Source organism: Roseovarius salinarum (assembly GCF_002834145.1).
Lineage (GTDB): Bacteria > Pseudomonadota > Alphaproteobacteria > Rhodobacterales > Rhodobacteraceae > Roseovarius > Roseovarius salinarum.
Genome location: NZ_PHNT01000001.1, coordinates 430,911 through 454,242, shown reverse-complemented (window position 1 = coordinate 454,242; position 23,332 = coordinate 430,911). Strand labels below are relative to the sequence as shown.

25 protein-coding genes are annotated in these 23,332 nt (G+C 67.2%); 12 read left to right on the top strand and 13 right to left on the bottom strand.

Annotation, left to right across the window (positions count from 1 at the left end; translation table 11 throughout):
- Window positions 1–30: 30 nt before the first annotated feature.
- Window positions 31–1,182, bottom strand: coding sequence for an alpha-D-ribose 1-methylphosphonate 5-triphosphate diphosphatase (locus tag CEF10_RS02345; RefSeq protein ID WP_101065736.1), 1,152 nt, complete (start codon window positions 1,180–1,182; stop codon window positions 31–33).
- The gene (locus CEF10_RS02340; protein WP_101065735.1) at window positions 1,179–1,901 is read right to left on the bottom strand and encodes a lipase family protein; all 723 of its coding nucleotides are present in this window, start codon (window positions 1,899–1,901) and stop codon (window positions 1,179–1,181) included. The genes CEF10_RS02345 and CEF10_RS02340 overlap by 4 nt, the downstream gene beginning before the upstream one ends.
- Before the next feature lie 73 nt (window positions 1,902–1,974).
- On the opposite strand from CEF10_RS02340, the gene CEF10_RS02335 reads away from it, so the two are divergent.
- Entirely contained in the window at window positions 1,975–2,412 is a 438-nt protein-coding gene (locus tag CEF10_RS02335; RefSeq protein WP_101065734.1) for an NUDIX domain-containing protein, read from the top strand.
- Between the two features lie 110 nt (window positions 2,413–2,522).
- Here CEF10_RS02335 and CEF10_RS02330 read toward each other — a convergent pair whose 3' ends face one another.
- From CEF10_RS02330 to groES, 3 genes are all read right to left on the bottom strand, one after another.
- Complete coding sequence (locus tag CEF10_RS02330) at window positions 2,523–3,047, bottom strand: hypothetical protein (RefSeq protein ID WP_101065733.1); 525 nt, start codon at window positions 3,045–3,047, stop codon at window positions 2,523–2,525.
- A gap of 143 nt (window positions 3,048–3,190) precedes the next feature.
- The gene (groL, locus tag CEF10_RS02325; RefSeq protein WP_101065732.1) at window positions 3,191–4,840 is read right to left on the bottom strand and encodes a chaperonin GroEL; all 1,650 of its coding nucleotides are present in this window, start codon (window positions 4,838–4,840) and stop codon (window positions 3,191–3,193) included.
- A 49-nt stretch (window positions 4,841–4,889) separates the two neighbouring features.
- Complete coding sequence (groES, locus tag CEF10_RS02320; protein WP_101065731.1) at window positions 4,890–5,177, bottom strand: co-chaperone GroES; 288 nt, start codon at window positions 5,175–5,177, stop codon at window positions 4,890–4,892.
- Between the two features lie 284 nt (window positions 5,178–5,461).
- Here groES and CEF10_RS02315 point away from each other — a divergent pair, with 284 nt between their 5' ends.
- The 7 genes from CEF10_RS02315 (at window position 5,462) to CEF10_RS02285 (ending at window position 10,772) form a co-directional block, all read left to right on the top strand.
- Complete coding sequence (locus tag CEF10_RS02315; protein ID WP_101065730.1) at window positions 5,462–6,382, top strand: manganese-dependent inorganic pyrophosphatase; 921 nt, start codon at window positions 5,462–5,464, stop codon at window positions 6,380–6,382.
- Window positions 6,383–6,548: 166 nt separating this feature from the next.
- Window positions 6,549–7,421, top strand: a complete 873-nt coding sequence (locus CEF10_RS02310; RefSeq protein WP_101065729.1) for a TIGR01459 family HAD-type hydrolase — start codon at window positions 6,549–6,551, stop codon at window positions 7,419–7,421.
- A 103-nt stretch (window positions 7,422–7,524) separates the two neighbouring features.
- Window positions 7,525–7,968, top strand: coding sequence for a MaoC family dehydratase (locus tag CEF10_RS02305; RefSeq protein WP_101065728.1), 444 nt, complete (start codon window positions 7,525–7,527; stop codon window positions 7,966–7,968).
- 112 nt (window positions 7,969–8,080) lie between these two features.
- Window positions 8,081–8,263, top strand: coding sequence for a hypothetical protein (locus CEF10_RS02300; protein ID WP_101065727.1), 183 nt, complete (start codon window positions 8,081–8,083; stop codon window positions 8,261–8,263).
- Window positions 8,264–8,320: 57 nt separating this feature from the next.
- Window positions 8,321–9,259: a bifunctional riboflavin kinase/FAD synthetase gene (locus CEF10_RS02295; RefSeq protein WP_101065726.1), complete on the top strand. Its 939-nt coding sequence runs from the start codon at window positions 8,321–8,323 to the stop codon at window positions 9,257–9,259.
- Complete coding sequence (locus CEF10_RS02290; protein WP_101065725.1) at window positions 9,256–9,729, top strand: YcgN family cysteine cluster protein; 474 nt, start codon at window positions 9,256–9,258, stop codon at window positions 9,727–9,729. Before CEF10_RS02295 ends, CEF10_RS02290 begins: the two co-directional genes overlap by 4 nt.
- The gene (locus tag CEF10_RS02285) at window positions 9,726–10,772 is read left to right on the top strand and encodes a threonine aldolase family protein (RefSeq protein ID WP_101065724.1); all 1,047 of its coding nucleotides are present in this window, start codon (window positions 9,726–9,728) and stop codon (window positions 10,770–10,772) included. The genes CEF10_RS02290 and CEF10_RS02285 overlap by 4 nt, the downstream gene beginning before the upstream one ends.
- 72 nt (window positions 10,773–10,844) lie before the next feature.
- On the opposite strand, the gene CEF10_RS02280 is transcribed toward CEF10_RS02285, so the two are convergent.
- The gene (locus tag CEF10_RS02280) at window positions 10,845–11,444 is read right to left on the bottom strand and encodes a 2-hydroxychromene-2-carboxylate isomerase (protein WP_101065723.1); all 600 of its coding nucleotides are present in this window, start codon (window positions 11,442–11,444) and stop codon (window positions 10,845–10,847) included.
- Window positions 11,445–11,550: 106 nt separating this feature from the next.
- On the opposite strand from CEF10_RS02280, the gene CEF10_RS02275 reads away from it, so the two are divergent.
- The gene (locus tag CEF10_RS02275; RefSeq protein ID WP_101065722.1) at window positions 11,551–12,567 is read left to right on the top strand and encodes a ribose-phosphate pyrophosphokinase; all 1,017 of its coding nucleotides are present in this window, start codon (window positions 11,551–11,553) and stop codon (window positions 12,565–12,567) included.
- A gap of 61 nt (window positions 12,568–12,628) precedes the next feature.
- Here the strand turns inward: CEF10_RS02275 and CEF10_RS02270 are convergent, their stop codons facing one another.
- From CEF10_RS02270 to CEF10_RS02240, 7 genes are all read right to left on the bottom strand, one after another.
- The gene (locus tag CEF10_RS02270; protein ID WP_101065721.1) at window positions 12,629–12,979 is read right to left on the bottom strand and encodes an H-type lectin domain-containing protein; all 351 of its coding nucleotides are present in this window, start codon (window positions 12,977–12,979) and stop codon (window positions 12,629–12,631) included.
- A gap of 129 nt (window positions 12,980–13,108) precedes the next feature.
- Entirely contained in the window at window positions 13,109–13,537 is a 429-nt protein-coding gene (locus CEF10_RS02265; protein WP_101065720.1) for a F0F1 ATP synthase subunit epsilon, read from the bottom strand.
- A 10-nt stretch (window positions 13,538–13,547) separates the two neighbouring features.
- Window positions 13,548–14,972: a F0F1 ATP synthase subunit beta gene (atpD, locus tag CEF10_RS02260; RefSeq protein ID WP_101065719.1), complete on the bottom strand. Its 1,425-nt coding sequence runs from the start codon at window positions 14,970–14,972 to the stop codon at window positions 13,548–13,550.
- A 19-nt stretch (window positions 14,973–14,991) separates the two neighbouring features.
- Entirely contained in the window at window positions 14,992–15,876 is an 885-nt protein-coding gene (locus CEF10_RS02255) for a F0F1 ATP synthase subunit gamma (protein WP_101065718.1), read from the bottom strand.
- Between the two features lie 13 nt (window positions 15,877–15,889).
- Window positions 15,890–17,428: a F0F1 ATP synthase subunit alpha gene (gene atpA, locus CEF10_RS02250; RefSeq protein WP_101065717.1), complete on the bottom strand. Its 1,539-nt coding sequence runs from the start codon at window positions 17,426–17,428 to the stop codon at window positions 15,890–15,892.
- A complete protein-coding gene (locus CEF10_RS02245; protein WP_232796381.1) occupies window positions 17,429–17,995 on the bottom strand; it encodes a F0F1 ATP synthase subunit delta in 567 nt (188 codons plus the stop codon). It lies immediately after the preceding gene.
- A gap of 304 nt (window positions 17,996–18,299) precedes the next feature.
- Window positions 18,300–19,040, bottom strand: coding sequence for a methyltransferase domain-containing protein (locus tag CEF10_RS02240; RefSeq protein WP_101065716.1), 741 nt, complete (start codon window positions 19,038–19,040; stop codon window positions 18,300–18,302).
- Window positions 19,041–19,102: 62 nt separating this feature from the next.
- Here CEF10_RS02240 and gloB point away from each other — a divergent pair, with 62 nt between their 5' ends.
- The 3 genes from gloB to CEF10_RS02225 all read left to right on the top strand — a co-directional run bounded on the left by gloB (window position 19,103) and on the right by CEF10_RS02225 (window position 23,326).
- The gene (gloB, locus tag CEF10_RS02235; protein ID WP_101065715.1) at window positions 19,103–19,870 is read left to right on the top strand and encodes a hydroxyacylglutathione hydrolase; all 768 of its coding nucleotides are present in this window, start codon (window positions 19,103–19,105) and stop codon (window positions 19,868–19,870) included.
- Window positions 19,871–20,030: 160 nt separating this feature from the next.
- Window positions 20,031–22,358, top strand: a complete 2,328-nt coding sequence (clpA, locus tag CEF10_RS02230) for an ATP-dependent Clp protease ATP-binding subunit ClpA (RefSeq protein WP_101065714.1) — start codon at window positions 20,031–20,033, stop codon at window positions 22,356–22,358.
- Window positions 22,358–23,326 carry a M23 family metallopeptidase gene (locus CEF10_RS02225; protein ID WP_101065713.1) on the top strand — a complete coding sequence of 323 codons (969 nt, stop codon included), beginning with the start codon at window positions 22,358–22,360 and terminating at the stop codon, window positions 23,324–23,326. The genes clpA and CEF10_RS02225 overlap by 1 nt, the downstream gene beginning before the upstream one ends.
- Window positions 23,327–23,332 lie beyond the last annotated feature (6 nt).

Here is a 23,332-nt window from a genome sequence, read left to right as displayed (position 1 = left end):
GCCCGCGCCGCGGCGAAAGAAACGCCGACGTCACCCCAGGAACCGCGCCGCCACGCCGCCGGCCATGCAACCCGCGCGCCCGCCCGCGATCGTCACGCCGATCCGGCGCGTCGCGGCGTCCAGCACGACGAGGTCGGCGCGCATCCCCGGCGCCAGCGTGCCGCGATCGTCCAGTCCCAGAACCCGCGCCGGGCCCGACGAGACGCGCGCCCATGCCCCGGCCAGATCATCCAGCCCGCAGTCGGCCAGCATGAATGCCGCGCGGCGCAGCGACGGGTAGTGGTAGTCCGAGGCCAGCGCGTCACAGCAGCCGGTCGCGATCAGGTCGATCGCGCTGGCGTTGCCGTTGTGCGACCCGCCGCGCACCACGTTGGGCGCGCCCAGCACCACCGCCTCGCCCGCGTCGCGGGCGGCCTCTGCCGCCTCGAGCGTTTCGGGAAACTCCGCCACCGCCACGCCGCGCGCGCGCCATGCCGCCCGGTCCGCGGCGGTGCGGTCGTCGTGGCTGCCCATCCGCACGCCCTGCGCGGCCAGCCGCGCGGCGAGTGCGTCCAGCGCCGCGGGCACCGCCGCGGACCGCGCGTGCAGCGCCTGCATGATCTCGTGGTGCCGGTCGGGATTGCGCCCGCTTTTCAGCGCCTGACCGGTCAGGCGCGGCGGTCGCTTGCCCGCGGCCAGCTTGTCGTGCGGCAGGTGGTCGTTGAACACCACGTAGCCCACGTCGTGTTTCGCGCGCAGCGCCTCGAACGCCGCGAAGTCGTCCAGCATGTGCGTTTCCAGCCGAAGCTGCATGCGCAGATCGGTCGCGATCTCGCCGCGCACGGCGTCCACCGCCGACAGCACCCGCGCCGCGAACTCGGGGCCGCGCATGCCGCCCTCCCAGCTGTAGAACTGCGCCAGCACGGCGGTGGTGATGCCGTTGGCGGCCAACTCGGCCCCGGCGGCGATCATCCCGTCGTCAAGGTCCTTCATCGCCCCACGTCGCGGCGCGAGGTGACGTTCGAAACCGTCGCCGTGCGCGTCCACGATCCCCGGCAGAACAAGGCAACCCGTCAGGTCGACGTCGCGCGCGCCCGGGTCGTGGTGCACGACTTGGCCGCCCGACAGGGTCAGCGGTGTCTCGGCCCAGCCCTCGGGGGTCAGCACGCGCGCTCCGGTCAACCGCAGGGGCGGCAGGATCATTCCGCCTCCACGCCGAAAAGGTCTCCGATCTTCATGTCGTGGTCGAAGGTGCCTTCGCGCAGGAAATGACGCACCTGCGCGATGACCATCGGGTTGTTCATCATGAAGGTATGGCTGACGGGCAGCGCGATGTGATCGGCCATACCCTCGACCCGGGTCGACCGGACCGAGACCTTGCCGTCATCGGGGCCCTCGATCAAAGTGGAGAAATAGGGATTGAGCGACCGCGTGCCCGCGATCACGCCAAGCGGGAAATCCACCGGCGGCAGGCTTTCGGGCAGCCCGTCCGGACCGGTTCGCAGCTGCCGGCCCGCGGGGCCGCCGATCCACTCGAACGCTTCGAGGCCGCCGAGCGTGTCCACGACCTCGGAGCCGTGGTTGGGCGGCGCCAGCATGACGACGCGGCCCATCCGCTCGGGGCGGTTCTCGGCCAGCCAGACGCGCAACAGGATCCCGCCCATCGAGTGCGTGACGAAATGGATCTTCGCGTCGCCGCAGACGCGGACGGCATAGGGCAGCGTTTCGCGGGCGAGCTGGCCGATCTGGGCCTCGGTGGAGCGGTACTCGGGCCGGAAGACGGAGTAGCCTTCGGCCTTCAGCGCCTCCTCCATCACGAGGAACGAGGTGTCGGTGCGTGCCAGACCGTGCAGCAGCACCACGCAATCGGCCCGCGCCGGCACGGCAAGCAGCAGGAACATCATGGCGAGGGCGGCTTTCATGGCGCTTGAGATAGGGGCAAACGCGCCGGTACAAAAGCGTCGATTCGCCCTGTCCCACCGAAAAGGCCGCGCCATGTGCATCCGCCTCGCCGCCCGGGCCGTCATCGTCGAGAACGGCCGCCTGCTGCTGGTCAACGCCTACCCGGGCGCGCAGTCGGACCTCTGGTGCTGCCCCGGCGGGGGTGTTGCGCATCACACCTCGTTGCGCGAGACGCTGGTCCGCGAGGTGCACGAGGAAACCGGGCTGACCGTCGAGGTGGGCGCGCCATGCCTCGTGAACGAGTTCCACGACCCCGGCGGCGATTTCCACCAGGTCGAGGTGTTCTTCCGCTGCGCCATCACGGGCGGGGCGCTGGACGATGCCTGGCGCGACCCCGAGAACATCGTTACCCGCCGCCGCTTCGTCACGCGCGAAGGCATGCAGCACCTGCGGGTCAAGCCCGACAGCCTGCCGCGCGCCGCCTTCGGCGAGGCGGCGGTTTATGATCCGCTCGAGCCGATCGTGCGCTGACCCGCCGCCCCAAAGAAGAAGCGCGGGCGCAACGTGTGCAGCGCATCCCCCGAGGCCCGTCCGCGCGAACAGCCGAGCCGGCCCCGTGTGACCGGGGCCGGGCGAACACGTCATGCACGCGGCAGCTTCAAGGCCTCGAAATTCTCCATGGTGAAGGGCAATGCCGCGCCGGTGTCGGGGTCGAAGAGCGCCCGGTCCAGAGTGGTGAGCGGGCCGAAATAGACATGCACCGCCTGTGACGGACGATCGCCCTCGGCGGTGACCATGTGGATGGCATCCCCGGGCAGATCCATGATCTCGCCCGCGCGGGCCGTGACGGTACCGGTCTGCCGAAGCCCGTCGCCTGCACGATCATAGACGAAACTGGTCTCGGCCCCGGAATAGCAGGCGATCAGCACGGGCACCTTGTGTTCATGGGCGGGCATGATCACGTCCGGTTGGAAGCGTGACCGCCAGATCGAGACCGCGCCATCCTCGAACAGGTTGATTTCGTCCGGCCCATCCGCCGGAGTTGCGTCGCACAGGACCTCGGCCTGCTCCAGCGCTTCGGCCAGAACGGCGCGCACCGCTCCCTGCGGGTCCGGCCCGTCGGCCTCGTTTCGGATTCTGTCGACAAGGGTATCGAAAACTGACATCGGGCACCTCCGCGCGAGTGCGATCCTCGTCGTGCAAGACTGCAACGGCACGGCCGGCGTGTCCATACGGGCCGCACACATGAAAAGGGGCCACCCCGCGGGCGGCCCCTTTTCTTGACTATCCGGACGCCGGACCGGGTGGCTTACATCATGCCGCCCATGCCGCCCATGTCGGGCATGCCGCCGCCGCCGCCACCGCCGGCGCCCTCTTTCTCGGGCTTGTCGGCGATCATGGCCTCGGTGGTGATCAGCAGACCGGCGATCGAGGAGGCATCCTCGAGCGCGGTGCGCACGACCTTGGCCGGGTCGATGACGCCCGCGGCGAACAGGTCGCCGTATTCCTCGGTCTGGGCGTTGAAGCCGAACTTGAGGTCGTCGCTTTCGCGGATCTTGCCGGCCACGACGGCCCCGTCGACGCCCGCGTTCTCGGCGATCTGGCGCAGCGGCCCCTCGAGGGCCAGGCGCACGATCTCGATGCCGCGGGTCTGGTCGATGTTGTCGCCGGTCATGCCGTCGAGCTTCTTGGCCGCCTGGACGAGTGCGACGCCGCCGCCGACGACGATGCCTTCCTGCACCGCGGCGCGGGTGGCGTTGAGCGCGTCATCGACGCGGTCCTTGCGCTCCTTGACCTCGACCTCGGTCATGCCGCCGACGCGGATGACGGCCACGCCGCCGGCCAGCTTGGCCACGCGTTCCTGCAGCTTCTCGCGGTCGTAGTCGCTGGTCGTGTCCTCGATCTGCTGGCGGATCTGGTTGACACGCGCCTCGATCTCGGAGCCGTCGCCGTTGCCTTCGACGATGGTGGTCTCGTCCTTGGTGATCGACACCTTCTTGGCGGAGCCCAGCATGTCCATCGTGACGCTCTCGAGCTTCATGCCGAGATCTTCCGAGATCACCTGGCCGCCCGTGAGGATCGCGATGTCCTGCAGCATGGCCTTGCGGCGATCACCGAAGCCGGGCGCCTTGACGGCCGCGATCTTGAGGCCGCCGCGCAGCTTGTTGACCACCAGCGTGGCCAGCGCCTCGCCCTCGACGTCCTCGGCGATGATCAGCAGCGGCTTCTGGCTCTGGATGACCTGCTCGAGCAGCGGAACCATCGGCTGCAGCGAGCTGAGCTTCTTCTCGTGCAGCAGGATCAGGCAGTCGTCGAGCTCGGCGATCATCTTGTCGGAGTTGGTGACGAAGTAGGGCGACAGGTAACCGCGGTCGAACTGCATGCCCTCGACCACCTCGGTCTCGGTCTCGGTGCCCTTGTTCTCCTCGACGGTGATGACGCCGTCGTTGCCGACCTTCTGCATGGCGTCGGCGATCATCTGGCCGATCTCGCTTTCGCCGTTGGCCGACACGGTGCCGACCTGCGCGACCTCTTCCGAACCCGAAACCTCGCGCGAGGCTTCCTTGATGGCCTCGACGACACGGGCGGTGGCCTTGTCGATGCCGCGCTTGAGATCCATCGGGTTCATGCCGGCGGCCACGGCCTTCATGCCCTCGCGGGCGACGCCCTGTGCCAGCACGGTGGCGGTGGTGGTGCCGTCACCCGCCTCGTCGTTGGTGCGGTTGGCCACTTCCTTGACCATCTGCGCGCCCATGTTCTCGAACTTGTCCTCTAGTTCGATCTCCTTGGCGACGCTGACACCGTCCTTGGTGATGCGCGGCGAGCCGAAGCTCTTGTCGAGCACCACGTTGCGGCCCTTCGGCCCGAGCGTCACGCGGACCGAATCGGCCAGCACGTTGACGCCGCGCATGATGCTGTTGCGCGCCTCTGTTTCGAATTTCACGTCCTTGGCAGCCATAGCTGTCTCTCCTGACTGATTGTTCGTATAGGCTTGGTCGGAACGACGATCAGGCGATGACGCCCAGGATGTCGCTTTCCTTCATGATCAGCAGCTCTTCGCCGTCGAGCGTGATCTCGGTGCCCGACCACTTGCCGAAGAGCACACGGTCACCGGCCGAGACGTCCGGCGCGATACGATCGCCATCGTCGTCGCGGGCGCCGTCGCCGACGGCGATGATCTCGCCCTCCTGCGGCTTCTCCTTCGCGCTGTCGGGGATGATCAGTCCGCCTGCGGTTGTCTCTTCGCTTTCCACGCGGCGCACAAGCACCCGGTCATGCAGCGGTTTGAATGCCATCTCTGAGGCTCCTTGCTCAAAGTTTCCCTGTGTTGACCCGTTCCGCGGGCCGTTATCACTCACCCCCGGTGAGTGATAACGGCGTATAGCTAGGAGGTGCGAACTCGACTGTCAACAAGCTGCCGGCAAATTTCGAAGGGGCCGCCAACCGCGCCGACCGGGCGCCCGCGCAAGGCGGTGTCGGACGTTGTGCCGCAATGCAGCGCAACCGGGTGACAAGCCGTCAACGCGGCCCTATAAGGCGCGCGGATTGAACGCAACCCGCATGCACAGGACAGCCACCCATGACGACACTGGTTTTCGGCCACAAATCGCCCGACACGGACTCCACCGGCTCGCCCATTCTCTGGGCCTGGTACCTCAACGAGGTCAAAGGCGGCGACGCGGAGGCCGTCCTGCTGGGCGAACCCAGCACCGAGGCCGCTTTCATGCTCGAGCGCTGGAACCTGCCCAAGCCGCGGATCATCGACGACGTGGCCGACGGCCAGCCCTGCGTCGTGGTCGACACCAACAACCCCGCCGAATTGCCCGACAACATCAACGGCGCCGACGTGAAGGCGGTGATCGACCACCACAAGCTGACCGGCGGGCTGGAGACCAAGGCGCCCATCGACATCACCGTGCGCCCGCTGGCCTGCACCGCCACCATCATGCACGACCTGATGGGCGAGGACGCGACGAAGATGCCCGACTGGGCCAAGGGCGCCGCGCTGACCTGCATCCTCAGCGACACGCTGGAATTCCGCAGCCCCACGACCACCGACCATGACCGCGCCGTGGCGACCGCGCTGGCCGCCGACCTGGGCATCGACATCGGCGACTACGCGGCCGAGATGTTCGCCGCCAAGTCCGATGTCAGCGCGTTTTCCGACGCCGAGCTGCTGCGCATGGACAGCAAGGAATACGAGGTGGGCGGCAGGAAGTTCCGGGTCAGCGTACTGGAGACGACGGCACCCTCGGTGGTGCTGGATCGCAAGGCCGGGCTCACGCAGGCCATGGAGACGGTCGCCTCAGAGGACGGCGTTGACCAGGTGCTGTTCTTCGTCGTCGACATCCTCAACGAGGAAGCCACGCTGCTGGTGCCCAACGACCTCGTCAGGACCGTTGCCGCGAAGAGCTTCGGCGCCGAGGTGACCGGCGACACCGTCGTGCTGCCGGGCGTGATGAGCCGCAAGAAGCAGATCATCCCCAACCTCGCCGTCTGAGCGGACGGCAGCGCAGGACGGGGGCGCTGCCCCCGGTCGCCCTTGCGGGCGACCCCCCGGAGTATTTGGGGCAAGATGAAGACGGGATTGGCCGCGTTGCCGGTGGCCTTTCCCCGTGCCCCCTGCCATAGGAGGGGCCGCTTTCGTCTTTTCAGGTGGCAGGCCCATGACCCGCATCATCGAATCGCTTTCCGACATCTCTTCGCGCTACAAGTCCCTCTTCGTCGACCTGTGGGGATGCGTGCATGACGGCGAACGCGCCCTGCCCGAGGCGGTCGCGGCCCTCCGGGCCTACCGGGCCGAGGGCGGCCGGGTGATCCTTTTGACGAACTCGCCCCGCCCGCGGGCGGGGGTCGAGACGCAGCTCGTGCGTTTCGGGGTGCCCGAAGATGCCTGGGACAGCATCGCGACCTCGGGGGATGCCGCCCGCGCCGCGATGCTGACGGGCGCGGTGGGCCGCAAGGTCTGGTTCGTGGGCGAGCCGCGCGACAAGCCCTTTTTCGAGCCGATGCGCGTCATCGAGGACCCCGTAGAGATCGAACTGGTCGCGCTCGAGGACGCCGAGGGGATCGTCTGCACCGGCCCGTTCGACCCCTCCGCCGATCTCGAGACATTGCGCCCGCAGTTCCTTTACGCCAAGCAGAAGGGGCTCAGGCTGCTGTGCGCCAATCCCGACATCGTGGTCGATCGCGGCACGACCCGCGAGTGGTGCGCCGGCGCGCTGGCGCGGCTTTATACCGACATGGGCGGCGAGAGCCTTTATTTCGGCAAGCCGCATCCGCCGATCTACGATCTCGCGCGGCGCCGGCTGGCCGACCTGGGCGGCGACCTCGATCCGGGCACCATCCTGGCGATCGGCGACGGCATCCAGACGGACGTGAAGGGCGCGGTGGGCGAGGACATCGATTCGCTCTTCGTCTCCGGCGGGCTGGCGTCACAGGAGACGAGGACGGCACGCCAGCCGGACCCGGACGCGCTCGACGCCTATCTTGCGGCCGAAATGATGACGCCCACCTATGCGATCGGCCACCTGCGCTGACGCAGAAAGGGCTTGATTTTCTGCGCGTGCAAAGCAATAAAGTTCCAACATGGGGCCCGGAAGGGGTCGTAAAATTACCCGCCCCGGCCGAATGGAGGGTCGAATGTTGGACAACATGCCGCGCGGCACGATCTGCATCGAAGACATCGAGATGGGCATGACGCGCCATCTTAGGAAGGTGGTGACCGACCGCGACATCGAGATGTTCGCGGAGGTCTCGACCGACCGGAACCCGGTGCACCTGGACGACGACTATGCCCGCGAAACGATCTTCGAGGGGCGTATCGCGCACGGCATGCTGACGGCCGGGCTGATCTCGGCCGTGATCGGCGAACAGCTGCCGGGCCACGGCACCGTCTACATGGGCCAGACGCTCAAGTTTCTCGGACCGGTGCGTCCCGGCGACATGGTCGAGGCCGAGGTCGAGGTGACCGGCATCGACCACGCCAAGCGGCGCGTGCAGCTCGATTGCCGCTGCACTGTCGAGGGCAAGAAGGTGCTCGCCGGCGAGGCCACGGTCCTGGCACCCAGCCGCAAGTTCGACTGATCCACCGCCAACAGCCACGCGGCGCAACATCTTGAAAGACACCCTTGCGGTGCGCATCTGACGGTTACAGGCCGCCACGGGCGGCCTGCCGTGACGCTTCGGGAGGACGGTCATGGACGCGATCAAGACAACCGAACACGCCCGCGCCCTCTTGTCGGCGCATGGCGGCAAGGCCGAGGCCGAAGCCGCCCACCGGATGCAGCAATGTGCCCAAGCCGGCCGCACCGCCGAGGCCGAGAACTGGCGCAAGATCCGGCTGGCCGTCAGCGAGATGCGCGGTCCACGCCAGGGCTGACGCGGACAGGCGCGCATCGCGCTTGCACCACCCCGTCGGGGGCGCTACGCAACGCGCATGCGCATCATCCGCGACTACGACTACATCGACGAAGCCGACCGCGGCGCGAGCGCGGCCATCGGCAACTTCGACGGTGTCCACCTGGGCCACCAGTCGGTGATCGACATCGCGCGGCGAAAGGGGCGCGAAACGGGCGCGCCGCTGGGCGTGGTGACATTCGAGCCCCACCCGCGCGAGTTCTTCGCGCCCGACGCCCCGCCGTTCCGCCTGACCGGGCGCGAGGCACGCGCGCACCGGCTCGAAAAGCTGGGCGTGGAAAAGCTCTACGAACTCAATTTCAACGCCGCGCTGTCGTCGCTCGCGCCCGAGGAATTCGCGCGCAAGGTCATCGCAGGCGGGCTGGGGCTGTCCCACGTCGTCGTGGGCGCGGATTTCTGCTTCGGCAAGGGCCGTGCCGGCAGCGCGGCCGACCTCGAAGCCTTCGGGGCCGAGATGGGGTTCCGCGTGACGATCGCCGAGCTTCTGTCCGCCGAGGCTGGCGAAGTTTCATCGACCGCGATCCGGCAGGCGCTGTCACAGGGCCGGCCACGCGACGCCGCCGCGATGCTGGGGCACTGGCACCGCATCGACGGCGTGGTGATGGGCGGTGAGCAGCGCGGCCGCGAACTGGGCTACCCCACGGCGAACCTCTCCATCGCGGGGCTGCATCCGCCGAAGTTCGGCGTCTATGCCGTGCTGGTGGACGTTCTCGCGGGGCCGCACGCGGGGCACTACCACGGGGCGGCCAGCCTGGGCGTGCGACCGATGTTCGGCGGCGAGGTGCCCAACCTGGAAACCCACATCTTCGATTTCTCCGGCGACATCTACGGCACCGACATCTCGGTGGGTCTCGTCGAATTCCTGCGCCCGGAAGAGACCTTTTCCGGTCTCGACCCCTTCATCGCGCAGATGGACGCCGACTGCGCCCGCGCACGCCGCATCCTGGACGCGACATGAGCGACCCGACGCATCGCGATGACCTGCGGCCGCGGTTCTGGGAAACCGTTCCGATGTCGCGCATGACCCGCGCCGAGTGGGAAGCGCTCTGCGACGGCTGCGGCAAGTGCTGCCTGAACAAGCTCGAAGACGCGGACACCGGCGAGGTGGCACTGACCCGCGTCGCCTGCCGTCTGTTCGACGATGCCACCTGCCGCTGTGCGGCCTACGAGACGCGCCACACCTACGTGCCCGAATGCATCGTGCTGCACCCGGGCAACATGGAGGCCAACCTCTACTGGATGCCGGACACCTGCGCCTACAAGCGGCTTTGGCAGGGCGAGGGCCTGCCCGACTGGCACCCGCTGGTCAGCGGCGACCCGGAAACGGTGCACGCCGCGGGCGTGTCGGTGCGCGGGGGAACCGTGCCCGAGCACGCCGTCGACGAAGACGACTGGGAGCACCACCTGATCGAGGAACCGGGCACATGAACCTGAAATCCGACAACGCCGGCCCCGCCCACCCGGAGGTCATGCAAGCGCTGGCCGAGGCGAACGCCGGATTCGCCCTGCCCTACGGCGGGGACGATGCAACCCGCGCCGCCTGCGACCGCCTGCGCGCGGAATTCGAGGCCCCGGAGGCCGCCGTCCACCTGGTGGCCACCGGGACGGCGGCGAATGCGCTGGCGCTGGCCACGCTGGCTCAGCCCTGGCAGACGGTTTTCTGCACGCCGCTGGCGCATATCCACACCGACGAATGCCAGGCGCCGGAATTCTACACCGGCGGCGCGAAACTCACGCTCGCGGGCGCGGACGACAAGATGACGCCCGAGGCGCTGGACCGCGCGATCGCCGGCTGGCCGCCGGGCGACGTGCATGCCTCTCAGCGCGGGCCGGTTGCGCTCACGCAGGTGACCGAGATGGGGCGCGTTTATGCGCTGGACGAGTTGCGGGCATTGACGGGGATCGCGGCCGCGCACGAAATACCCGTCTACATGGACGGTGCCCGCTTCGCCAACGCGCTTGAGGCCCTGGACTGCACGCCGGCCGAGATGACGTGGAAGGCCGGCATCGATGCCGTCTCGGTGGGGGGCACCAAGAACGGCTGCCTTGGCGTGGAGGCGGTGATCTTCTTCGATCCCGCCCCCGCGTGGGAATTCGAGTTGCGGCGCAAGCGCGGGGCACACCTGTTTTCCAAGCATCGCTACCTGGGCGCGCAGATGCTGGCCTATCTCGACAGCGGCCTGTGGCGGCGCTCGGCGCGGGCCGCCAACGAAAAGGCGGCCCGGCTGGCCGAGGGACTGCGCGGCGTGCCGGACGCGGCGTTCCTGGCCGAGCCGCAGGCCAACATGATCTTCGCACGCCTTCCCAGGGCCGCCCACCAGCGCCTCCATGCCGCCGGGGCCGCATACGGCCTGCACGAGGGGCCGCTGAACACGGGCGACCCCGACGACCCCCTGGCAATGCGACTGGTTTGCGACTGGTCCATCGGCGAGGACGAGATCGACCGGTTCGTGGAGATCGCCCGCGGCTGAGCCGCCGCCCGTCACGCCCGGCCGACCTTGCTCGCGAAGAAAGCCGCTTGGACCTGGCCAGCTTGCCCGCGATCAGAGACGGCCGGCCAGATGCGCGTCGAGGTCGTCCAGCCGGTCCTGGCCCCAGAATTTCTGCCCGTCGTCCACCACGTAGAACGGCGATCCGAAGGCCCCCGCCTCCACTGCATCCTCGAGGTTGGCCGAATAGGTCTCCGCCCCGCTGAGAAGGCCGCTGTCGGCCAGACCGGGATCGAAGCCGGCCCGTTCGAGGCAGTCGCGCACGACCGCGTCCTCTGCGATGTCCCGTTCCTCGGCCCAGCAGGCGCGCAGGATTCCGTGCACCAGGGCGCCCATGTCGCCCCCGCCGGCGCCCTGCGCGGCGATGACGGCATAGGAGGACGGCGCCGGGTTGGTCGGCCAGTGCGCCGGCTGCGGGTTGAGCGGCAGCCCCAGCTTGCGCGGCAGACGGTCGAGTTCCTGCGCGCGGTAGGCCTGCCGCGCCGGGTGCCGCTCGGCCGGCGGCGTGCCACCGGTGCGCGCGAAAAGTGCGATTATATCCAATGGCTTGTAAGTCACCGATGCACCGTGGTGCGCGGCGATCTCCTCCAGCCGGGTGCCCGCGAGATAGGCAAATGGCGAAAGGGTCGAGAAATAGTAATCGATGTGGGCCATTTTCCGGCTCTCCCCCTTCGGCACAGCTTTGCCCGACGGTACGCCCATGCTAAGCGGTGTCAACGTCACGAATCTGTCATTTCGGCCATTTCGGGAACCCGCTGCCATGCCCGCCACGCCTGAACCCAAACTCATTGCCGGCAACGCCAACCTGCCGCTCGCCACCGCCGTCGCCCGGCGGATGAGCATGCACCGCGGCATCAGTGTCGGGCTGGTCGATGCGCGCGTCGAGCGTTTCCACGACCAGGAGATCTTCGTCGAGGTCTACGAGAACGTCCGCGGCGAGGACATGTTCATCATCCAGCCCACGTCGAACCCCGCCAACGACAACCTGATGGAATTGCTGATCATGGCCGACGCGCTGCGCCGCTCCTCGGCCAAGCGGATCACGGCGGTGATCCCGTATTTCGGCTATGCCCGGCAGGACCGCCGGTCGCGTGCGCGCACGCCGATCTCGGCCAAGCTGGTGGCGAACATGCTGGTGGGCACCGGCATCGAGCGCGTGCTGACGATGGATCTTCACGCCGCGCAGATCCAAGGCTTCTTCGACATCCCCGTCGACAACCTCTATGCGGCGCCGATTTTCGCGCTCGACATCATGACCCAGTTCAAGACCGAGATGGACGACGTCATGGTCATTTCGCCGGATGTCGGGGGGGTCGCCCGTGCGCGCGAACTGGCCAAGCGGATCGACGCGCCGCTGGCCATCGTCGACAAGCGCCGCGAAAAGGCCGGCGAAGTCGCTGAAATGACGGTGATCGGCGATGTCACGGACAAGAAGTGCGTGATCGTCGATGATATCTGTGACACGGCCGGAACCCTGTGCAAGGCCGCGCAGGTGCTCATGGACGAAGGCGCCGCCGAGGTGCACGCCTATATCACCCACGGGGTGCTGTCAGGCCCGGCGGTGGAGCGGATCACGGGTTCGGTCATGAAGAGCCTGGTCATCACCGACACCATCGCGCCGACCGAGGCCGTGAAGGGCGCATCCAACATCCGGATCCTGCCCACCGCGCCCGTGTTCGCCCAGGCGATCCTGAACATCTGGAACGGCACCAGCGTGTCGTCGCTGTTCGACACGCCGACGCTGGAACCGGTCTACGAGGGCCAGTTCCTCAGCTGATCCGAGGGTGCGCGGCATCGACGCAAGGACCGCCCCGGCAGCCGGGCACGGGACGGCGCCTTCAGTCGACCTCCCAGTCCTCGGGGTTGGGAACCACGCCGATCGCCAGCCAACTGATGCGGACCCGCGCCACACGGGTATCGCCCCACGTGCGGAAGACGACATCGAAGCCTGATGTCGTGACATTTTCAGCGGCGACGTCGACCCGCGCGTTCACCGCGTAGTGCATATCCCACATCGAAAGCGCACAGTGGACCGAAGGCACATCGCGAAAGGGCTCCGAGAACGTCACGGCGCGGCGGCGTTCGCGCGGGCCTTCGCCCGTCCACATCTCCCCGCCGTCCTCGAAATCCGAGAACAACACATCATCGCCCTGGTCGATGCCGATGCTTTGGGGCCCGAGACGTTTCATGTTCGGCCGAGTCTATCAGCGCGAGGGTTTCCGGCAACGGGCAAATGCAACCATGACACGCGCGCGATAAAGAAACGCCCCCGGCCGTCCCGGCCGGGGGCGTTCCCAAAGACCTGCGACCAGCGCGTGTCAGTAGGCGCTGAGCCCGATCTCGTCGCCCATGGCAACCATGTCGGACAGAAGCTTGGCGGCGTCGTCCACGGGGCCGGGTTCGTTGACGTGGGTTTCCTTGGCCTTGGCGAGGACGTCCTCGGCTTCCTTGACCATCTGCTGGAAATGCTCCCGGGTCATGTCGCCGCGCGGCATCGCCCGCTCCGCGAGGACGGTGATCGCGCTCCCGTTGATCTCGGCGAAGCCTCCGGTGACGATGTACTCCTCGTCGCCCTCGCCCCCGCCGGTCACCTTCAGGATACCCGGCCGCAGCGTGGTGATGGTGGGCGCGTGCTCGGCCATCGCCGTCATGTCGCCCTCCGCCCCGGGGATGAGGATCGCGTCCGCCTCGACCGAGGCGACGCGGCGCTCGGGCGAGACCAGATCGAATTGTACCTTGTCAGCCATCTGGCCCTCCTCAGGCCGCGTCCGCGGCCATCTTTTCGGCCTTCTCGACCGCTTCCTCGATACCGCCGACCATGTAGAACGCGCCCTCCGGCAGGTGATCGTATTCACCCGCGACGACGGCCTTGAACGACTTGATCGTTTCCTCGAGCGGCACCTGCTTGCCCGGGAAGCCGGTGAAGACCTGCGCCACGTCGAAGGGTTGCGACAGGAAGCGCTGGATCTTCCGGGCGCGGGCGACCGTCAGCTTGTCCTCTTCGCTGAGCTCGTCCATGCCGAGAATGGCGATGATGTCCTGCAGGGCCTTGTAGCGCTGAAGAACCTCCTGCACGTCGCGCGCGACCTTGTAGTGCTCCTCGCCGACGACACCGGGGTCCAGGATCCGGCTGGTCGAGTCCAGCGGGTCCACGGCCGGGTAGATGCCGAGCTCCGCGATCTGGCGCGACAGCACGGTGGTGGCGTCGAGGTGCGCAAAGGACGTGGCCGGCGCGGGGTCGGTCAGGTCGTCCGCGGGCACGTAGATGGCCTGCACCGAGGTGATCGAGCCCGACTTCGTCGAGGTGATGCGCTCCTGCAGCTGGCCCATGTCGGTGGCCAGTGTCGGCTGGTAACCCACCGCCGAGGGGATGCGCCCCAGAAGCGCCGACACCTCGGAGCCCGCCTGGGTGAAGCGGAAGATGTTGTCGACGAAGAACAGAACGTCGGTGCCCGACTGGTCGCGGAACTGTTCGGCCAGCGTCAGGCCCGAGAGCGCGACGCGGGCACGCGCACCCGGCGGTTCGTTCATCTGGCCGTAGCACAGCGCCACCTGGCTCTTGGAGACGTCATCGGGGTTGATGACGCCGGAGTCGATCATCTCGTGGTAGAGGTCGTTGCCCTCGCGGGTGCGCTCGCCCACGCCGGCGAAGACCGAGTAACCCGAGTGCACCTTGGCGATGTTGTTGATCAGCTCCATGATGAGAACGGTCTTGCCGACGCCGGCGCCGCCGAACAGGCCGATCTTGCCGCCCTTCGAATACGGGCCGAGCAGGTCGATCACCTTGATGCCGGTCACGAGGATCTCGGTTTCGGTCGACTGGTCCTCGAAGGCGGGGGCCGACTGGTGGATCGGGCGGCGCTCGGCGGCCTCGATCGGCGCGCCCTCGTCCACCGGCTCGCCCACGACGTTGAGGATGCGCCCCAGCGTCGCGTCGCCCACGGGCATGGTGATCGGCCCGTCGGTGTCGGTCACCTCCTGGCCGCGGACCAAGCCCTCGGTGGCGTCCATCGCGATGCAGCGCACGGTGGATTCGCCGAGGTGCTGGGCGACCTCGAGCACGAGGCGCTTGCCGTGGTTGTCGGTCTCGAGCGCGTTCAGGATTTCGGGCAGGTGATCGTCGAACTCGACGTCCACCACGGCGCCGATGACCTGCGTCACTTTGCCTTTTGCGTTAGCCATGTTTCGTCTCTCCGGTTCGTTAGAGCGCCTCGGCGCCCGAGATGATTTCGATGAGCTCGTTGGTGATGACGGCCTGACGCGAGCGGTTGTACTGAACCGTCAGCTTGTCGATCATTTCGCCGGCATTGCGGGTGGCGTTGTCCATCGCGGTCATCCGCGCCCCCATTTCGCCGGCGCCGTTTTCGAGCAGCCCGCTGAAGATCGCCGTCGCCACGCCGCGCGGCAGCAGGTCGGCAAGGATCGCCTCCTCGTCCGGTTCGTAGTCGTAGACCGTGCCGGTCGCCGTCGCCTCCTCGCCCTCCGGGGTTTCGTAGGACGCGGGAATGATCTGCTGGGCCGTCGGCGTCTGGGTCATCACGTTCTTGAACTGCGAGTAGAACATCTGCGCGACGTCGAATTCGCCGTTGTCGAAACGATCGAGGACGTTCTTGGCGATCGACTGGGCGTCGGCATAGCCCACGTATTTCACCTCGGACAGGTCAACGTGGTCGATGAAGTGATCGCTGAAGTCGCGCTTCATCGCCTCGCGGCCCTTCTTGCCCACGGTGAGGATCTTGACCGTCTTGCCCTGCTCCAGCAGCTTGGACGCCTCCGCCTTCGCGAGCTTCGCGATGTTGGCGTTGAAGCCGCCGCAGAGGCCGCGCTCCGCGGTCATGACGATCAGCAGGTGAACGTTGTCCGACCCGGTCCCGCGCAGCAGCGGCGGCGCGTTCTCGGAATCGCCCACCGACGCGGCCAGCTGCGCCATCACGGCATTGAACCGCTCGGCGTAGGGCCGCGCCATCTCGGCCGATTCCTGGGCACGGCGCAGTTTCGCGGCCGCGACCATCTGCATCGCCTTCGTGATCTTGCGGGTCGACTTGACCGACTCGATCCTGTTCTTGAGATCCTTGAGAGAAGGCATCGCCTCGTCCCCCTTACGCGAAGTCGGTGGAGAATTCCTCGATGGCGGACTTGAGTCGCTCCTCGGCATCCCCCTTGATCTTCGGATCTTCCTTGGTGATCCAGTCGAGCATGTCGGCGTGCTTGCTGCGCAGGTGCTGCAGCAGGCCCTGTTCGAACCGGCCGACCTGGCTGGTCTCGATGTTGTCGAGATAGCCGTTGGTGCCCGCGTAGATCACGCAGACGATCTCGGCGTTGGTCAGCGGCGAATACTGCGGCTGCTTCATCAGTTCCATGAGGCGCTCGCCGCGGTTCAGCAGCTTCTGCGTCGCCGCATCGAGGTCCGAGCCGAACTGGGCGAATGCGGCCATCTCGCGATACTGCGCGAGTTCCAGCTTCACCTGCCCGGCGACCGATTTCATCGCCGCCGTCTGGGCCGAGGAGCCCACGCGGCTCACCGAGAGGCCGGTGTTCACGGCCGGGCGGATGCCCTGGTAGAACAGTTCCGTTTCCAGGAAGATCTGCCCGTCGGTGATCGAGATCACGTTGGTCGGGATGAAGGCCGAGATGTCACCGGCCTGCGTCTCGATGATCGGCAGCGCGGTCAGCGAGCCTGCGCCGTGATCGTCGCTCATCTTCGCGGACCGCTCCAGCAGGCGGGAGTGCAGGTAGAAAACGTCGCCCGGGAAGGCTTCGCGGCCCGGCGGGCGGCGCAGCAGCAGCGACATCTGGCGGTAGGCCACGGCCTGTTTCGACAGGTCGTCATAGACACACAGCGAATGGCGGCCATTGTCGCGGTAGAATTCGGCCATCGCCGTGGCCGAGTAGGGCGCGAGATACTGCATCGGCGCGGGGTCCGAGGCCGTCGCGGCCACGACGATCGAGTAGTCGATCGCGCCGGTTTCCTCGAGCTTCTTCACCAGCTGCGCCACGGTCGAGCGCTTCTGGCCCACGGCGATGTAGACGCAGTAAAGCTTCTTGCTTTCGTCGTCGCCGGCCTCTTCGTTGTAGACCTTCTGGTTCAGGATCGTGTCCATCGCCACCGCGGTCTTGCCGGTCTGGCGGTCGCCGATGATCAGCTCGCGCTGGCCGCGGCCGATCGGGATCATGGCATCGACGGATTTCAGGCCGGTGGCCATCGGCTCGTGCACCGACTTGCGCGGAATGATGCCCGGCGCCTTCACGTCGGCCACGCCGCGCTTTTCGGTCTTGATCGGCCCCTTGCCGTCGATCGGGTTGCCCAGCGCGTCGACGACGCGGCCCAGCAGCTCGTCACCCACCGGCACGTCGACGATGGAGTTGGTCCGCTTGACGGTGTCGCCTTCCTTGATGTTGCGGTCGGAGCCGAAGATCACGATGCCCACGTTGTCGGCCTCGAGGTTCAGCGCCATTCCCATGATGCCGCCGGGGAACTCCACCAGCTCGCCGGCCTGGACGTTGTCCAGACCGTGCACGCGCGCGATCCCGTCGCCCACCGAGAGGACGCGACCCACCTCGGCGACCTCGGCCTCCTCGCCGAAGTTCTTGATCTGGTCCTTCAGGATCGCAGAAATCTCTGCAGCTTGGATACCCATTTATCCGACCTCTTTCATTGCATTCTGGAGGGAATTGAGCTTCGATCGGATCGAGGTATCGATCATCTTCGAGCCCACCTTGACAACAAGACCGCCAATGAGCCCCTCATCGACGGTCGCATTCACGTTCACTTCCTTGCCCACGCGGGCCTTCAGCGCCTTGGAAAGCTTTTCCGACTGCGCCTTGGTCAGCGCCTTGGCACTGGTGACCTCGGCCGCCACTTCGCCCTTGTCCTCGGCGATCATCGCGCGCAGCTGCCCCAGCAACTGCGGCAGCACGAAAAGACGCCGCTTCTGCGCCATGAGGCCCAGCCCGTTGAGCAGGACCGGCGCCAGTTCCATCTTCTTGCCGATGGCGGCGATCGCCTTGCCCTGGTCCTCGCGCGAAATCACCGGCGACGTGATCAGGTCGCGCAGGTCCGCGCTTTGGTCGAGCGCGGCGGCGAGGTCGGTGACATTGGATTCAAGCTGTTCGAGAACCTTCTGCTCCTTGGCGAGCTCGAAGATGGCTGTGGCATAGCGCTCGGCGATGCCGGATGAAATCGAAGCTGTCTCGGACACGTCCACCCTTCCGAAGTTCTGGCCCCGGTCTTCGTCGGCCGTGACCGGCCCCGGGGGCGTTTGCATCCAGTGATACTATCAAAAGCACCGAAATTCGGCAGGGGTGTAGCAGAGCCATGCTGACCTAGCAAGCTGCTATGACTCAAGGCGCCAGCCATAAATTTGTTCATTATCAATGCTTTATGCTGGATGCGACCGATTGCGCGATTTTTCGGCGGCGGAAAATGTCCCGCCACGCACGTTTGTTGACGCTAACATTCCAAAGAGCACGGACACCCGTGAATGCCGCGCTGCCGCATCCGCCGGCAACTCATACCGGCTTGGCCTCGGGCTTTGGCTTGAGCACCTCGAGCGGCCGGCGCACCGTTTCGCGCAGGCCCGGACCGCTGGGGGCGTGCACCCGCTTGCTGGCCTCGACGATCAGAACGCCGCCCGCCGCGATAACCGACAGGCGCCCTCCCAGGCGCTCCCACATGCCGGCCGTCTTGCGCCAGAAACGCCGGTTCAACGGCGGCTGGAACAGCGTGGTGGTGTGGCGTTCGGGCAGGAAAGCATGGGCCTTGAGCTGGTTTTCCAGCTGCGACTGGCTATAGGGGCGGCCGAAACCGAACGGCGTGCGGTCGCTGCGCGACCACAGGCCGCCGCGGTTGGGAACGATGAACAGGGCCGACCCGCCCGGCCCGAGCACCCGCCAGCATTCGTCGAGAAGCGGCGCGGGCCGCTCACTGGTTTCCAGCCCGTGGATCACCAGAAGCTTGTCGACATGCCCGGTCTCGAGCGGCCACGCGGTTTCCTCGCACAGAACCGAGATGTTGGGCATCCCGGCCGGCCAGCCGATCACGCCCTGTGGCGCCGGCATCAGCGCGATCGTCCTGCGCGAGTCGGCCAGGTAGGGGCGCAGGAAAGGCACCGCGAAACCGAAACCGGCCACGGTCTGGCCCTTGGCCTCCGGCCAGAGTCGGAGGACCTCGCGGCGGATCACCTTCTGCGCCGCGCGCCCCAGCGCGCTGCGGTAATAGAAATTCCTCAGATCCTGCACGTCCAGATGCATTGCGGCGCGGCTCGTCATCAGACAATCTGAAGGTAAGAATAACGGTCGATCGGGAAAATACCATGGCACTGGAAATACAAACGGTCCCCTGTCTGAGCGATAACTACGCCTTTCTCGTGCATGACGCTCAGACGGGCGAAACCGCTGTCGTCGATGTCCCAGAAGCCGGCCCGATCCTCGCCGCGCTCGACAAGCGGGGCTGGACGCTGAGCCACGTCCTGATCACCCACCATCACTGGGATCACGTGGCCGGGCTCGAAGCCCTCTTGTCGGCAGCGCAGGCCCGCGTGATCGGCGCGGCCGACGACGCCCACCGGCTGCCGCCGCTGGACACGGCGGTGCGCGAAGGCGACGCGGTGCACATCGGCAACGAGGCGGGCAACGTCATCTCCGTGCCGGGCCACACCGTGGGCCACATCGCCTATCACTTCCCGCAAAGCGCGGTGGTCTTCACCGCCGACAGCCTGATGGCACTGGGATGTGGCCGCCTGTTCGAGGGCACCGCCGGGCAGATGTGGGACAGCCTGTCGAAACTGGCCGCCCTGCCGCCCGAGACGATGGTCTGTTCGGGCCACGAGTACACGCTCAACAACGCGAAATTCGCGATCACGGTTGATCCGGAGAATCCGGCGCTTAAATCCCGTCTGGACGCGACCGAAACCGCACGCGCGCAGGATCGTCCGACGGTTCCCTCCACCCTGTCGGAAGAGTTGGCAACGAATCCCTTTCTGCGCGCGGACGAACCTGCGCTGAAACGTCAGCTGGGCATGCCGGACGCCGACGCGGTGGACGTCTTTGCCGAGATCCGCCGGCGCAAGGACGCCTTCTGAGCCCGCGGCGCACCGCCCGCACAAGATCCGGAGGCGGAAAAGTGAAACGGCGCGACCAAAAAAACCTTGAAGCATGGCCGATATCGACCAAACTTTAAGACCATGAGGCCACAGTCGGACCAAGGCCCGGTCCGGCCCAGAAAGGAAGGAGCACCGCACAGTGCCTTCATTCTCGAACACGCTGGAACAGGCAATCCACGCGGCGCTGGCCCTGGCCAACGCCCGCCAACACGAATTCGCGACGCTGGAGCATCTGCTTCTCGCGCTCGTTGATGAGCCCGACGCTTCGCGGGTCATGAAGGCCTGCAGCGTCGACACCGAGGAACTGCGTGGCACGCTGGTGGAATTCATCGACGAGGAACTTTCCAACCTCGTGACCGAGGTGGAAGGCTCCGAAGCCGTGCCGACGGCAGCCTTCCAGCGGGTCATCCAGCGCGCGGCGATCCATGTGCAGTCCTCCGGCCGCACCGAGGTGACCGGCGCCAATGTCCTGGTGGCCATCTTCGCCGAGCGCGAATCGAACGCCGCCTATTTCCTGCAGGACCAGGACATGACCCGTTACGACGCGGTGAACTTCATCGCCCACGGCGTGGCGAAAGATCCCGCCTATGGCGAACCGCGCCCGGTGACCGGGGCCAACGACATGGAGGACGAGAACACGCGAAGCGAGGGTGAAACCGTGGACGCCGGCGAATCCGCACTGGCCAAGTACTGCGTCGATCTCAACGCCAAGGCGCGCACCGGGGATGTCGATCCGCTCATCGGCCGCGACGCCGAGGTGGAGCGCTGTATCCAGGTGCTTTGCCGCCGGCGCAAGAACAACCCGCTGCTGGTGGGCGACCCGGGCGTCGGCAAGACCGCCATCGCCGAGGGGCTGGCGCACAAGATCGTCGCCGGCAACACCCCCGACGTGCTGTCCAACACGACCATCTACTCGCTCGACATGGGCGCGCTGCTTGCCGGCACGCGCTACCGCGGCGACTTCGAGGAACGGTTGAAGGCCGTCATCTCCGAACTCGAGGAGCATCCCGACGCGGTCCTGTTCATCGACGAGATCCACACCGTCATCGGCGCGGGTGCCACGTCGGGCGGGGCGATGGACGCCTCCAACCTGCTCAAGCCCGCCCTGCAGGGTGGCAAGCTGCGCTGCATGGGCTCCACGACCTACAAGGAGTTCCGCCAGCACTTCGAGAAGGATCGTGCGCTCAGCCGCCGGTTCCAGAAGATCGACGTTGTCGAACCTTCGGTCGAGGACGCGGCGAAGATCCTCAAGGGCCTGAAGCCCTATTTCGAAACGCACCACGCGGTGAAATACACCAACGACGCGCTCAAGACGGCCGTCGAACTTTCGGCGCGCTACATCAACGACCGCAAGCTGCCAGACAAGGCGATCGACGTGATCGACGAGGCCGGCGCGGCGCAGCACCTCGTGGCGCTGTCGAAGCGGCGCAAGTCGATCGGCACCAAGGAGATCGAGGCGGTCATCGCCAAGATGGCGCGCATCCCGCCCAAGAACGTGTCGAAGGACGACGCGGCCGTCCTCAAGGATCTCGAGGGGTCGCTCAAGCGCGTGGTCTTCGGCCAGGACAAGGCGATCGAGGCGCTGTCGTCCTCGATCAAGCTGGCGCGCGCCGGCCTGAGGGAGCCCGAGAAGCCGATCGGCAACTACCTCTTTGCCGGCCCCACCGGCGTCGGAAAGACCGAGGTCGCCCGCCAGCTGGCCGAGATCCTGGGCGTCGAGCTTCTGCGCTTCGACATGTCCGAGTACATGGAGAAACACGCCGTGTCGCGCCTCATCGGCGCGCCGCCGGGCTATGTCGGCTTCGACCAGGGGGGCCTGCTGACCGACGGCGTCGACCAGCACCCGCACTGCGTGCTGCTGCTCGACGAGATCGAGAAGGCGCACCCGGACGTCTACAACGTCCTGCTTCAGGTGATGGACCACGGCAGCCTCACCGACCACAACGGCCGCACGGTGGACTTCCGCAACGTCGTGCTGATCATGACCTCGAACGCCGGCGCGGCCGAGCAGGAGAAATCCGCCGTCGGCTTCGGGCGGGAACGCCGCGAGGGCGAGGATACGGCCGCGATCGAACGCACGTTCAGCCCCGAGTTCCGCAACCGCCTCGACTCGGTCATCTCCTTCGGTCCGCTGCCCAAGGAGGTCATCCTGCAGGTCGTCGAGAAGTTCGTTCTCCAGCTCGAGGCGCAGCTGATGGATCGCAACGTGACCATCGAGTTGTCGGACGAGGCCGCCGAATGGCTGGCCGACAAGGGCTATGACGACAAGATGGGCGCCCGCCCGCTGGGCCGCATCATCCAGGAGCACATCAAGAAGCCGCTGGCCGAGGAACTCCTCTTCGGCAAGCTCGCCAAGGGTGGCGTCGTGCATGTGGGCGTGAAGGACGGCGAGATCGATCTTCAGCTCGAAGGCCCCGACCGGCTGCGCCTGTCGGGAAAGAAGCCGCCGCTCCTGACCGCTGACTGATGCTGCGCCGGGGCCTCGCCCCGGCGCTTGCCCTGCTGGCCGCGCCTGCCGCGGCCGGCGACATTGCCCTTGCCCTGCCCGTCGACTGCCCCGATGGCCTGTCTTGTCATGTCCGCCAATACGTCGATCACGCGCCCGGCCCGGACGCCAAGGATTTCGCCTGTAACGGCCTGACCTACGACGGGCACAAGGGGACCGATTTCGGCCTGCCCTCGCAGCTGGCGATGCAACGGGGTGTCGATGTGCTGGCGGCCGCCCCCGGCACGGTCAAGGCCGTGCGCGACGGGATGCCCGATATCGCCTACACCGCGGACCGCGCCGCCGAGGTCGACGGACGCGACTGCGGCAACGGGGTGGTGATCGACCACGGCGGCGGCTGGGAAACGCAGTACTGCCACCTGCGGCAGGGCAGCGTCCGCGCCACCCCCGGTCAGCCCGTCGATCGCGGCGAGGTGCTGGGCCGGGTGGGGCTTTCCGGGCGCACCCAGTTTCCCCATGTCCACCTGTCGGTGCGCCGCGACGGCGCGGTCGTCGACCCCTTCGTGCCGGAGGGCCGCATGGGCTGTTCGGCAGACCCGGAAGACACGCTCTGGCAGGCGGCACCCCCCTATGTCCCCGGCGCGATGCTAAACGCGGGCTTCGCCGATACCGTGCCCGCCTATGCCGACGTCAAGTCCGGCGCGGCGGCCGCCGGGGCACTGGATGCACGGGCCCGGGCGCTGGTGATCTGGGGATTCGCCTTCGGCGGGCGACAGGGCGACGTGATGGCGCTGTCGATCACAGGCCCCGAGGGCGAGGTGATCCGCCACGACGCGCGCCTCGAAAAGGACCAGGCGCAGTTCTTCCGCGCCGCGGGCCGGCGCCTCACCGCCCCCCGGTGGCCTGCGGGGCGCTACGAGGGGCGCGCGGCGCTCGAGCGCGCCGGGCGCGTGATCGACACCCTGACCACGACGATCGAGATCCGCTGACCACGG